This is a genomic window from Azoarcus sp. PA01, from assembly GCA_001274695.2.
Taxonomy (GTDB): Bacteria; Pseudomonadota; Gammaproteobacteria; order Burkholderiales; family Rhodocyclaceae; genus Aromatoleum.
In genome coordinates this window covers 1,165,271-1,177,994 of record LARU01000002.1, presented here as the reverse complement: position 1 = coordinate 1,177,994, position 12,724 = coordinate 1,165,271, and the positions used below count along the sequence as shown (strand labels likewise).

Annotated in this window: 11 protein-coding genes; 8 read left to right on the top strand and 3 right to left on the bottom strand. The window is 69.6% G+C overall.

Annotated elements, in window-relative coordinates:
* The first annotated feature begins 95 nt into the window (after positions 1-95).
* The 8 genes from PA01_06480 to PA01_06445 all read left to right on the top strand — a co-directional run bounded on the left by PA01_06480 (position 96) and on the right by PA01_06445 (position 7,568).
* A complete protein-coding gene (locus PA01_06480; GenBank protein KON81296.1) occupies positions 96-2,066 on the top strand; it encodes an NAD(P)/FAD-dependent oxidoreductase in 1,971 nt (656 codons plus the stop codon).
* 134 nt (positions 2,067-2,200) lie between these two features.
* Positions 2,201-2,593 (top strand): RidA family protein, encoded by a 393-nt coding sequence (locus PA01_06475; GenBank protein KON81295.1) that lies wholly within the window; start codon positions 2,201-2,203, stop codon positions 2,591-2,593.
* A gap of 35 nt (positions 2,594-2,628) precedes the next feature.
* Positions 2,629-3,015 (top strand): hypothetical protein, encoded by a 387-nt coding sequence (locus PA01_06470; GenBank protein KON82352.1) that lies wholly within the window; start codon positions 2,629-2,631, stop codon positions 3,013-3,015.
* Positions 3,016-3,089: 74 nt separating this feature from the next.
* Entirely contained in the window at positions 3,090-4,220 is a 1,131-nt protein-coding gene (gene meaB / locus PA01_06465) for a methylmalonyl Co-A mutase-associated GTPase MeaB (GenBank protein ID KAI5913058.1), read from the top strand.
* Positions 4,217-4,933 (top strand): XdhC family protein, encoded by a 717-nt coding sequence (locus PA01_06460; protein ID KON81294.1) that lies wholly within the window; start codon positions 4,217-4,219, stop codon positions 4,931-4,933. The genes meaB and PA01_06460 overlap by 4 nt, the downstream gene beginning before the upstream one ends.
* Before the next feature lie 45 nt (positions 4,934-4,978).
* Positions 4,979-6,667, top strand: coding sequence for a molybdopterin-binding/glycosyltransferase family 2 protein (locus PA01_06455; protein ID KON81293.1), 1,689 nt, complete (start codon positions 4,979-4,981; stop codon positions 6,665-6,667).
* Positions 6,664-7,077 (top strand): iron-sulfur cluster assembly scaffold protein, encoded by a 414-nt coding sequence (locus PA01_06450; GenBank protein ID KON81292.1) that lies wholly within the window; start codon positions 6,664-6,666, stop codon positions 7,075-7,077. Before PA01_06455 ends, PA01_06450 begins: the two co-directional genes overlap by 4 nt.
* A gap of 41 nt (positions 7,078-7,118) precedes the next feature.
* Positions 7,119-7,568 carry a ribonucleotide reductase subunit alpha gene (locus PA01_06445; GenBank protein ID KON82351.2) on the top strand — a complete coding sequence of 150 codons (450 nt, stop codon included), beginning with the start codon at positions 7,119-7,121 and terminating at the stop codon, positions 7,566-7,568.
* 60 nt (positions 7,569-7,628) lie between these two features.
* Here the strand turns inward: PA01_06445 and PA01_06440 are convergent, their stop codons facing one another.
* The 3 genes from PA01_06440 to PA01_06430 form a co-directional block, all read right to left on the bottom strand.
* Entirely contained in the window at positions 7,629-8,864 is a 1,236-nt protein-coding gene (locus tag PA01_06440; protein ID KON81291.1) for an NnrS family protein, read from the bottom strand.
* Between the two features lie 77 nt (positions 8,865-8,941).
* The gene (locus PA01_06435; protein KON81290.1) at positions 8,942-10,537 is read right to left on the bottom strand and encodes an indolepyruvate oxidoreductase subunit beta family protein; all 1,596 of its coding nucleotides are present in this window, start codon (positions 10,535-10,537) and stop codon (positions 8,942-8,944) included.
* Positions 10,538-10,544: 7 nt separating this feature from the next.
* Positions 10,545-12,716 (bottom strand): indolepyruvate ferredoxin oxidoreductase subunit alpha, encoded by a 2,172-nt coding sequence (locus tag PA01_06430; protein KON81289.1) that lies wholly within the window; start codon positions 12,714-12,716, stop codon positions 10,545-10,547.
* Positions 12,717-12,724: the final 8 nt, after the last annotated feature.

The following is a 12,724-nucleotide window of genomic DNA, read 5'->3' as shown; positions in this document are numbered from 1 at the left end:
TCCGCTGCGCCCTGCAGACCCGTTTCGACTCCCGTTTTTTACCCCTATCCCTGCAACGCTTCGTTCATCAGCAACGAAATCCACTGGAGACCCGCATGACCCGACCCGGCGAGCTCAAGCTCCCCCACCTGTTCAAACCCGGCCAGATCGGCAAGTACCCGACCAAGAACATGGTCAAGTACGGCGCGTGCTGCGTGTCGAACTACAACACGCGCGACGGCTACATCACGCCGCGCGAGCTCGCCCGCATGCGCGTCATCGCCGCGACCGGCGCCGGCATCATCACGAACCAGGGCGCGTATCCCGACCCGCTCGGCGAAGGCAAGTCGTACTTCCGCCAGGTGGCGCTGTTCGACGACAAGTTCCTGCCGCAGTTCGAGACCATCGCGCAGTACATCCACGACGGCGGCGCGGTCGCGATCCAGCAGATCCTGCACGCCGGGCGCTACGGCGGCATCGACCTGGGCTACTGCATCCAGCCGTCGGTCGTGCCGCAGACGCTGCCGCATTTCCGCCCGCCCAGGGAAGTCACGAAAGAGCAGATCCGCGCGATCATCGGCCAGCACGCGGACGCCGCGAAACGCGCGATCCGCGCCGGCTTCGACGGCACCGAAGTGACGAGCTTCATGGGCTACCTGCTCGCGAACTTCAACTCGCGCTTCACGAACCAGCGCACCGACGAATACGGCGGCTCGATCGAGAACCGCGGCCGCTTCATGCGCGAGCTGATCGATTCGATCAAGCAGGCCACACCCGAGCATCCGCTCGTCGTGCGCCTGAACGGCGCGGAACTGATGGACCGCTGGGGCGGCAACAGCGAAGACGAGTGCTTCGAGCTGATGCAGCAGGCGGTCGATTCGGGCGTCGATATGATTTCGGTGACGGTCGGCTGGCAGGAAGCGCCCGAGTCGTCGATCGGCCGCGACGTCGCGCCGGGCCACTGGAACTACCTGTCGGCGAAAGCGAAGAAGCTTTTCCCCAACACGCTGATCACGTTCGGCAACCGCCTGCCCGACCCGGTCATGGCGAACCAGTGCATCGCCGAGGGCGTGTTCGACTACTGGGAAGTGTGCCGTCCGATGCTCGCCGACCCCGAGCTCCTGCACAAGGCCGCCGAAGACCGGCTCGACGAAGTGCGCCGCTGCATCGGCTCGCTGAACTGCCTGTCCCGCCTGTTCCGCGACCTGCCTTACACGTGCGCGATGAACCCGGCGCTCGGCCATGAAGTCGAGCCCGAATACCACGTCACGCCGGCAGCGGTGAAGAAGAAGATCATGATCATCGGCGCCGGCCCCGCCGGCATGGAAGCGGCGATCACCGCGAAGCGCCGCGCCCACGAGGTGACCGTGTTCGAGAAAGGCGACCGCATCGGCGGCAGCCTCGCGGGGTACGCCGCGAACGACCTGGCGCGGCCCGACGACCTGATCTCGGTGATCAAGTACTACGAGACGATGGCGCGCAAGATGGAGATCGACGTGCGCTTCAACACCGAAGCGAACGCGAAGTTCATGCGCAGCATCCTGCACCAGTTCGACGTGTGCATCGTCGCTGCCGGCTCGCGCACCGACATGAAAGCCTACCGTCACATCCCGGGCCATGAGCAGCTCGTCGATGCGCTCGACGTCGCGACCGGCAAGGTGACGCCGGGCAAGCGCCTGATCATGGTCGGCGCCGGCAAGATCGGCCTGACGCTGGCCGAGTCGCTGTGCAAGCAGGGCCACGAAGTCGTGCTCGTCGAGGAAGACAAGCGCATCGCCGGCGACGTCATGCCGTCGTTCAAGTGGCGCCATTCGGCCTGGATCGAGGAGCTCGGCATCCGCACGCTGACTTCGTCGGTGCTGACGAAAGTGACGGCCGAAGGCGCGACGGTGAAGAACGGAAAAGGCGAGGAGATTTTCGTCGAAGCCGACACCGTCATCGTCTCCGGGCCGCGCCAGGCGAACCACGACCTGTTCCACGAATTCCAGTGGATGGTCGATGAGCTGCACGGCGCCGGCGACGCGGTCATCGCGCGCGGACTCGACGCCGCGATCCACGAAGGCTACCGGCTCGGCGTGCGGATCTGAGCGTTTCTGTTAAACCGGCAATCAACTTCAACCGTTCGCCCTGAGCCTGTCGAAGGGCGGTGGCAGGGCTTCGACAGGCTCAGCCCGAACGGTATTTGGTTGCCGCACCGACCCCAACAACGAGGAAAACGACAATGCAATTTCTGCAACCGCCCGGATGGGCACGCCCCAAAGGCTATTCGAACGGCATCGTCGCCAGCGGGCGCATGGTGTTCGTCGCCGGCCAGGTCGGCTGGGACGAGCAGGAGCAGTTCCGCAGCGACGACCTCGTCGCGCAGATTCGCCAGGCCTTGAGCAACATCGTCGCGATCCTCGCCGCCGCCGACGCGCGTCCGGCCCACATCGTGCGGATGAACTGGTATCTCGCCGACAGCGTCGAGTACAACGCCCGTCTGGCTGAAATCGGCGCCGTGTACCGCGAGCTGATCGGCAAGCATTTCCCGGTGATGACGGCGCTGCAGGTCGCCGGCTTCGTCGAGAAGGGCGCGAAAGTCGAGATCGAGGTCACGGCGATGCTGCCGGCCTGAATGCGGCCTTGCGTGACGACTGCGGCGACGATGCGATGAGCGACGCGCTTCTCGACTGCGCAGCGTGGAAAGCGATGCTCGACCGCGAAGGCGTAAGCGCGGCCGACGCATCGATCGGCGTGCTGACGAAAGCGGATTTCGCCGCGCGCCGCGGCAGCGTGCTCGTGTGGCGCGGCACGGCCGAGGGCGCGAGCGTCGCGCTGCGCGGCTATCGCGGGGAGTTCGACGCCGACCTCGCGATGCTGCTCGTCGCCGACCGCGACGCGCTCGCCGCGGTGCTCGCCGGCGGGCTCGCGCAGGTCGCGCCGCTGGTGCGCTGCGGCAAGCTGCATCCTTACATGCTGAGGACGCTCGAAGACCTCGAAGATGCCGGCCTGGCCGATTTCGTCGAGGATTTCGGGCTGGTGTTTCCCCGGCACTGACGCTGCGTGGGCGGTTGCGCGAGGGCGCGCACACGGGCAAGATGGTTGGAAGTCAAACAAATGGCACTGCAGCGATGAGCTTTTCCGAAGACATCGATCCGGCCGCAGTCATCGGCGGCGCGCGTCCGGCGCTTGCGCGCGCGCTGACTGCAGTCGAAAACGGCCGCCCGGGTGCGGCCGAACTCCTTGTGCGCCTCGCGTCGCATCATGGCCGTGCCCACGTCGTCGGCATCACCGGCGCCCCGGGCGCCGGCAAATCGACGCTGATCAACGCGCTCCTCGGCGAATTGCTCGCGCGCGGGCGGCGCATTGCCGTCGTCGCTGTCGACCCGTCGAGCCCGGTCAGCGGCGGCGCGCTGCTCGGCGACCGCGTACGGATGGGCGGGCACGGCGCCGACGAGCGCGTGTTCATCCGCTCGCTGTCGTCGCGCGGCCACCTCGGCGGCCTGTCGCGCACGACCGCGCAGCTCGTCGACGTGTTCGACGCTGCCGGCTTCGAGGTCGTCATCGTCGAAACAGTCGGCGTCGGGCAGTCCGAAGTCGAGATCAGCCGCGTCGCCGACACGAACGTCGTTGTGTGTCCGCCGGGACTCGGCGACGAAGTGCAGGCGATCAAGGCGGGCATTCTCGAGATCGCCGACATCCTCGTCGTGAACAAAGGCGACTCGCCGCTCGCCGCGCGCACGATGCTCGACCTGCAGACGAGCGGCGCGCTGCAGCGTGACGAACGCTGGACGGTGCCGGTGCTGCGCACGGTCGCGACGAGCGGCGAAGGGATCGCCGAACTCGCCGATCGGATCGACGCGCACGCGCGCATCATGGGTATCGGGCGGCGGCTGCGCGCCGCGACGCTGCCGCAGGCGCGCGACGCGACGCCGGCCGCGCCCGCGACCGACGACGAACTTTTCGAGCAGCTGCGGCGCTGGCGCGCGGCCGGGCGGGGCGTCGCCCTCGCGACCGTGGTGCGCACCTGGGGTTCGTCGCCGCGGCCCGAAGGCAGCCATCTCGCGATCGAGGAGAGCGGAGCGTTCCTGGGTTCGGTGTCGGGCGGCTGCATCGAGGGCGCGGTGATCAGCGAAGCGCAAGAGGTCATCGCCGACGGCAGCCCGCGCGTGCTCGAGTTCGGCGTCAGCGACGAGCAGGCGTGGGAAGTCGGGCTCGCGTGCGGCGGCCGGGTGCAGGTTCTCGTGGAGCGGATCGAATGAAAGCGGCGATGTTCGAGCAGCTTCTCGCCGATCGCCGCGCGAAGCGGCCGGTCGCGGTGGTCACGCGGCTCGCCGACGGCGAAGCGGCGCTGGTGCACGCAGCGGAAAGCGCAAACGAAAACCAGGACAGGTTTTGCGGCACACTGGCGCTGACGCCGGCGCAGCTCGCCGAGACGCGCGAGCGCCTGCGTGCCGACCGCAGCGGCGCGCTCGCGTCGGCCGACGGCGCGCTGTTCGCGCGCTGCCACGTCAGCGCGCCGCGGCTCGTCATCGTCGGCGCGGTGCATATCGCGCAGGCGCTCGCGCCGATGGCCGCGATCGCCGGCTTCGAAGTGACCGTCGTCGACCCGCGGCGCGCGTTCGCGACGCCGCAGCGCCTGCCCGGCGTCAGCGTGACGACCGAATGGCCCGACGAGGCGCTCGAGCGGCTCGGCATCGACGCGCAGACCGCCGTCGTCACGCTGTCGCACGACCCGAAGCTCGACGATCCGGCGCTGATCGTCGCGCTGCAAAGCGACGCCTTCTACATCGGTTCGCTCGGCAGCACGCGCACGCACGCGAAGCGCGTCGCGCGGCTCACCGAAGCGGGGCTCGAAAACGCGATCCCCCGCATCCACGCGCCGGTCGGGCTCGATCTGGGCGGGCGCGCCCCGGCCGAGATCGCCGTCGCGATCCTCGCCCAAGTGGTCCAGGCGAGGCATCGCGCAACATGACTTCGGCGTGCGCGCAACGGACCCGCCACGGTCCCGGAGAACCTCATGATTTTCGGTGAATTCGACACGGACGCGGCCGCCGGCGTGATGCTTGCGCATACGCTGAAAGTCGGCGGCAGGACGCTGAAAAAAGGCCGCACGCTCGTTGCGCCCGATCTCGCGTGGCTGCGTGACGCGGGCATCGACAGCGTCCTCGGCGCGCGCCTCGCGCCCGACGATGTCGCCGAAGACGCCGCGGCGGCGCAGATCGCGGCGCTGCTCGCCGGGTCGGACACGAATGCCGAAACGCGCCGGCCCTACACCGGCCGCTGCAACCTGCACGCGTCGCGGCGCGGCCTCGTGCAGCTGGACGTCGAGCGCATCGATCGCCTCAACCTGCTCGACGAAGCGGTCGCGATCGGCACGCTGCCGCAGCACGCGGTCGCACGGCCGGGCCAGGTCGTCGCGACCGTCAAGATCATCCCGTTCGCGGTGCCGGCGCGCCTGATCGAGGCGTGCCGCGAGATCGCCTCGGCCGGTCCGCTGCTGCGCGTCGCCGAGTTGAAGCCGCATCGCGTCGCGCTGATCATGAGCGAGCTGGCCGGCATGAAGGAAAGCATTTTCGCCGGAACCGTCGCTGCAACGCGCCATCGCCTCGACGCGCTCGGCAGCCGCCTCGCGCTGGTGCTGCGCTGCGCGCACGAGCGCGCGGCGCTCGAAGCGATGGTGCGCCAGGCGCTCGCGTCCGGCTGCGAGCTGGTGCTCGTCTCGGGGGCTACGGTCGCGAAGGACCGCAACGATATCGCGCCCGCCGCGGTCACGGCCGCCGGCGGACAAATCGACCATTTCGGCATGCCGGTCGAACCCGGCAACATGCTGGTGCTCGCGCATGTCGGCCGCGTGCCGGTCGTGATCCTGCCCGGCTGCGGGCGCTCGCGGCGCACGAACGGCCTCGACTGGGTGCTGCAGCGGCTGCTCGCCGGGCTCACGCCGACGCGCGAGGACATCATGCGCCTGGGCGTCGGCGGCCTGATCCGCAGTCCGCTCGAAGCGGACGACGAGGCTGTCGAAGAGCCGGAGGACGGCGCGGGCTCCACGCCGACCGCGTCCCGGTCGGCCGGCCCGCGCGTTGCCGCGCTCGTGCTGGCGGCCGGGCGGTCGGCGCGCATGGGCGCCGCGAACAAGCTGCTGATCGAGGTCGGCGGCGTGCCGATGGTGCTGCGTGCCGTCAATGCGGCGCGCGCGTCGTGTGCCGAGTCGGTGACGGTCGTCGTCGGCCACGAGGCCGAAGCGGTCGGGAGCGCGCTCGCGGCGAGCGGCGCAACACTCGTCCCCAATCCCGATCATGCGCAAGGCATGTCGAGTTCGCTGCGCCACGGCATCGCGGCGCTACCCGACGACATCGACGCGGTGATCGTGCTGCTCGGCGACATGCCGCGCATCACTGCCGAACATGTCGACCGCCTCATCGCGGCCTTCGACCCTGCGGCCCCGGCGATCGTCATGCCCGAGAAAGGCGGCCGCCGCGGCAACCCGATCCTGTGGCCGCGCGAGTTCTTCGCCGCGATGGCGCAGATCGCCGGCGACCAGGGCGCCCGCAGCCTCCTTGAACATAACGCCGAGCGCGTGAAGCGGGTCGCGATCGACGACGACGCGATTTTCGTCGATGTCGACCGGCCCGGCGATCTCGCGCAGGCCGAAGCGTCGCTGGTCGCCCCGTCCGGCAGTGGCGTCGTCGAGGAGTCGGTCACGTGATCGAAGCGCTCTACAACCAGCGCATCAAGGAGCTCGCTGCAGCGGCGTGCGGCGCCGGCAGGCTCGACGCGCCGTCGGGCTCGGCGATGCGCGACAGCCCGGTGTGCGGCGACCGCGTGCGCATGGAAGTCAGCGTCGCTGACGGACGGATCGTCGCGCTCGCGCACGAGGTGAAAGGCTGCCTGCTGTGCCGCGCCGCCGCGTCGGTGATCGGCCTGCACGGCGTCGGCCTGTCCGCCGCCGACTCGGACGCGCTGCGCGCCGCGGTCGCGGCGATGCTCGCCGGCGGCGAGCGGCCGGACGGCTGGGCCGAACTGGCGGTGTTCGAGCCGGTGCGCCAGCACCGCAGCCGCCACGGCTGCGTGCTGATTCCGTTCGAAGCGCTTGCGAAAGCCGTTGCCGCGGGCTGACGAAGCGACGCGTAAGGAACTGCCCGGCGCGCTGTGCCAGAATGCGCTTCATTCCCATCAATTCCCATCACGGCAAGGGCACGAAAATGGTCATTTCAGGGTTTGAAAGTCTCCTGGCGGCGGCGCGGCAGCAGCCCGAACCGCAGCGGCTGCTGTTCGTTTTCGCGCGGGCGGAACTGCCCGAAGGCGCGACGCCGGAAGAGAAGCGCCGCTTCGAAAACGGCCAGGGCGGCGCGCTCGCCCCGGTGATGTACGTGGACAAGAAGACCGACGAAATCCACAGCTTCGCCGAACTCGTCGAGGAATCACGCCGCATGGGGAAACCTTGGGACATGGTGTTCGTCGGCTGCCTCGGCGGACAGGGCGACCGCGAGCCGAGCGACGAGGCGGTACAGAAAGCGCTCGAATCGATGATCAAGTCGATCCAGGGCGGCCTGGTCAGCCATCTGCTGATGTATCGCCCGGACGGGGAGCAGGTCCGGCTGCCGTAATCGGTCCGGTTGCTCCGCAGGACCGATTACGCGCGTAGGAGCTTTGCCCTCGCCCTCGCCCTAGCGCTTGCCACCGCCGCGCGCCACGCTCGGACCGACGAGGATCGTGCCGAAGCGCGCGAGGTAGATCACGAACGCGGTGCTCCACAGCAGCGCCGCGATCGCGACCGCCCACGCGCCGAGCTCGTGGACCGTCACCGCGAGCCTGGCCAGCGCGGCGGCGAACAGCAGCACGCCGGCGAAGCGCATCGCGTTCGGCAGCGCGAGCGGGCGGCCGGTGTGGCGCAGGCTCACGCGCACCATCAGGCCGACCATCATCATGCCGAGGCTGCCGACGGTGAAAGCGTGCACCCACGCGGCTTCCGGGACGATGCCGGTCAGTTCGGCGGCGGCTTTCAGCGCGAACGCGAAAATCAGCCACGCGAAGCCGAGGTGCATGACGAGGACGAGCGGCACGTCGGCGACGCGCCACCCCTGCCAGCGCGCGACCCGCCACGCGTGGATCGACGCGCAGGCAAACGCTGCGGCACCGGTCCAGTGCGCCGGCGCTGCCGCGAGATCGAGCACGGCGAGCACGACGACGACGACGACTGCCGCGGCGTCGAGCCCGGCATGGAACGGCACCTGGTCGCCGCGGCCTTTCTCGCGCAGCGCGTTGCCGGTGAAGATCGGCGTCAGGAGGCCGCCTTTGAGCACGTACAGCACGATCACCGCATAGACGCCGGCGCGCAGGCCGAGGCCGGCCAGGGCGGCGTCGGCCGCGGCAATTCCGATGTGATAGGCGAGGTTCGCGCCGAAGAGCGCGGCGAGGATCGGCAGCAGCAGCAGGTAGAGCGCGTTCGCCGCGCGCCACAGTTGCGGCGCGAGCATGACGAACATCGCGGCGAAAAGCAGGCTGTCGGCGACCGCGACCGACAGCGGCGGCAGCCATGGCGCCATCCAGTACGCGAGCCGGCCGGCGAGCCACAGCGCGACCAGCAGCGCGAGCCCGCCGCCGCGGATTTCCGGCGTGCCAGCCCAGCTCGGCAACGCGGTCAGCAGGATGCCGCTGATGATCGCCGCGGCGAAGCCGAACAGCATTTCGTGGCCATGCCACAGCGCGAGCGGCGTCGCGGCTGAAACCGGCATGCTCCACATGCCGAGATACGCGCCCGTCCAGACGGTCATCAGCAGTGGTACATAGAGTGCGCCGAGCAGATAGAACGGCCGGAAAGCGCTCGCCCACATCGGGGCCGACAGGGACGGGAATGGCGGCGGGGGCATCGGCGGAGCGGGAAATTCGTCGAGGGGCTTCATTCTATTCGGCCCCGGGCGAAGCAGCGTGCGCAACGAACGACGGGGGCAGACGTGGAGACGCGTCGGCGCCGCAGTCCTCAGGCCGCGACATGACCCGTCCGGCGGGTTTGTTGTGGTGGCGTGAAAGGCCCGCGCAGCAGGCTCGCGAGCTGGGCGTCGAGCGCGTGGCCTTCCTCGTCGGCGAGCGCCGCTTCGCGCAGCCCGCGCAGCGTCGCGGCGGCGTCCGGTTGGCCGAGCAGCTGGTCCGCCGCGTCCGTCAAGCGGGCGAAGCGTTTGTCGCCGCGCTGGTGCGTGCCGCTGTAGCCTTTGATCAGCCGGCGGCACTCGAGCACTTCGACGGCAAGCGCATAGTCGGCAGCAGCGATGCGCGTCGCGCGTTCAAGCCAGCCCCGCAGGTGCGCCGTCTCGACCTGATGGCGCAACGTGCCACGGCGAAAGCGGCGCATGCCCGCGACGCAGTAGAGCGCGAGAAACCACGTCAGCGTGCCGCTGCGCACGCGACGGCCTTTCTCGACGTGGCGGCGAATGAAGCTGCCGAACGCTGTCGAGCGCTCGAGCCGGCGACCGAGCCCGGCCGGCAACACGCCGCAGATTTCCTCGAGGCGCGGGTGCATGAATTCGGTCGTGTAGACGAGCTGGTCGGGTTTCGCCCCGACTTCGTCGCGCACGCGCGCAAAGCGGCTGCCGCGCGTCTTGAGGTCGGCGACGCGGATCACGTCGTCGTAGCTCATCGCGACCGCGACATGGCGGGCCGCGGCGCGCGTCAATGCCCAGTCGTTCGCGCTGCCGCCGCTGCGCGCGTCGAGATCGCGCAAGGTGCCGAGCGTGCGCAGGTATTCGGCCGCGTAGGCGATGTCCTGGAAGTCGATCAGGCGGCGCAGGCCGGCGACGAGCAGCGGCTGCGCGAGCGCCGGAAAGTCGCGTTTCACGCGGTCGAGCAGCGCCTGCGCCTGCGGGCTGGCCGCGCGCTCGGGCACCGGCGGCTGCGGGCGCGACGTGTCGATCGGCGCGACCTCCGCGGGAGCCTGCGCGGCCGAATCGAAACCGAGCGCGAACGCGGCGAGGCTCGCCTCGACGCCGACGCCGCCCGCGCGGATCGTCTCCTCGAACATTTCGCGCGCGAACGGCAGCACTTTGGCGCCGGCGATCGCGCCGAACAGGCTCGCCGAAATGACGCTGCCGGCGCGCTCGGCGATCTGCTGCAGGTCGAAGCACAGCAGCCGCTTCGCCGCTGCGCGCCCCGCGTCGATGACCTTGTTCGGATCGGCGATGCCGTTGCCCGGCGCGGCTTTCTCGGCGACTGCGTAGCTGCGGTGCGTCGAGGTGATCAGCGTCGTGCGCTCCGGCGTCACGAGGCCGCGCTGCATCGCGCGCCCGGCTTCCATCAGCTCGGCCGCGACGACGAGATCGACGTCGCCGGGCGTCGGCATCATCGCGAGCACCGGCGCCCGGCCTGCGGCCTGCGCTGCCGACTCGGGCAGCAGCTCGAGGTAATAGACGGTCGCGCCGGTGCGCTGCGCGACCCCCGGTACCGAGCTCGTCTGCGCCCACCAGCCGGCGCGCTCGGCCATTTCGACGATCCAGTCGGCGAGCACGCCGCCGCCCTGGCCCCCCATCGCGAGGATCGCGATCCTGATCGGCGTGCCGGGGTGAAACGTGATGCGGTTCGTCATGGTTTTCTCACAGCGCGGAGCCGGCGAGACGTGCGGCGCGGCGGCGTTGCAGGAAGCCGATCACCGCGCCGCGCACGCGCGCGAGCAGGCGGTCGCGCCGCGTCGGGTTGTGGATGATGTCGGCGCGGTAGAACGACGGGCACAGCACCGCCGCATCGGCGACTTCGCCGCAGTTGCCGCAGCCGACGCAACTGTTGTCGACGTACGCGACCGGATCTTCCTTCAGCGGGTCGCCGCTGTCCTTCAGCGTCAGCGACGGGCAGCCCGACAGGCGGATGCACGCGTGGTCGCCGCTGCAGACATCCGCATCGACGCCGAAGCGCTCCCTGACGACGCGTTTTCCGGCCTTTGCCGCGCTGTTGAACAGCGGCTTCACCCGGCGCTGCTTGTTCAGCATGCATTCGGACTGGGCGATGATGACTTTCGGGCCCGGCTCGGGCGTCGTCAGCGCCTCTTCGAGCGTGTCGCGCAGCCGCGCGACGTCGTAAGTGCGGTCGATGACCCGCAGCCACTTGACGCCGACGCCGCGCACCGCGGCCTCGATCGGGTTGTTCGTCGCGCGCTCGGGGTTGTCCGCGCGCGACGACAGGATGTCCTGGCCGCCGGTCGCCGACGCGTAGAAGTTGTCAACGATAACGATGACCCCGTCGTACTTGTTGAACACCGCGTTGCCGATTCCGGACGCGAGGCCGTTGTGCCAGAAGCCGCCGTCGCCCATCACCGAGATCGCGCGCCTGCCGCCTTTGACGTTGAACGCCGCGCTCGACGCCGCGCCGAGGCCGTAGCCCATCGTCGTCGCGCCGAGGTTGAACGGCGGCAGGATCGAGAACAGGTGGCAGCCGATGTCGCACGAGATGTGGTGTTCGCCGAGGTCAGCCTCGACGAGCTTCATCGCGGCGAAAATCGGCCGCTCCGGGCAGCCGGTGCAAAAACCCGCCGGGCGCTGCGGCACGACGTTCGCGAGCGCTTCGACTTTCGGGTGGAAACGCAGCGGCACCGTCGCCGGCTGCGGTGGCGAGGCCGCGGCAAGCGGCGCCGGGGCGAGGACGTGCGGCGCGTGCGCGGCGAGGAACGCCGCGATGCCGTCGCGCATCACTTCGGTCGTGTATTCGCCGGCCATCGGCAGCACGTCCTTGCCGGCGAGCGCAGTCGCACAGCCTGCGCGGCGCAGGATCGCGTGCAGGTTCTGCTCGATGAAGTCCGGCTGGCCTTCCTCGAGCAGCAGCACGGCGCGCTTCGTCTCGCAGAACTCGAGCACTTCGTCGTCGATGACCGGATACGTCACGTTCATGACGTACAACGGGAGGCGCGTGTTGCCGAACGAATCGGCGAGGCCGAGGAACTGCAGCGCGCGGATCGCGCCGTTGTACAGGCCGCCTTGCAGGATCAGGCCGACTTCCGGAAAATCGCCGTCGAAGAACTCGTTGAGTTGCCGCTCGCGGATGAACTTCACCGCGGCCGGCCAGCGCTCGCGGACTTTTTCGTGCTCGTGCGCGAAGGACGCCGGCGGCAGCACGATGCGGCCGACGTCGCGCTTCGGATTTTCCAGCGCCTCGGCGAGCGTGTAAGTCGGGCGGCGGTTCTCGCGCGTGATGAAGCGCCCGTGCACGTGGCACGAGCGCACGCGCATCTCGAGCATCACCGGCGTGCGGCTCGCTTCGGACAGCTCGAAGCCGTCCTCGACCGCCTGGACGATCGATTCGAGGTTCGGGCGCGGGTCGAGCAGCCACATCTGCGACTTCATCGCGAACGCGTGCGAGCGCTCCTGCATGATCGACGAGCCTTCGCCGTAGTCCTCGCCGATGATGACGAGCGTGCCGCCGGTGACGCCGCCCGATGCGAGGTTCGCGAGCGCGTCCGATGCGACGTTCGTGCCGACGGTCGATTTCCACGTCACCGCGCCGCGGATCGGGTACATCACCGACGCCGCGAGCGTCGCCGCGGCAGTCGCCTCGGACGCGCTCGCCTCGAAATGCACGCCGAGCTCGTCGAGGATGTCTTTCGCGTCGGCGAGCACGTCCATCAGGTGCGAGATCGGCGAGCCCTGGTACCCGGCGACGTAGCCGACGCCCGACTGCAGCAGCGCTTTCGTCACCGCGAGGATGCCTTCGCCGCGGAACTCCTCGCCGGCAGGGATGCGCAGCTGCCCGACTTCCTTCTTGAACGAGCGCTCAGCCATGGTTCGAG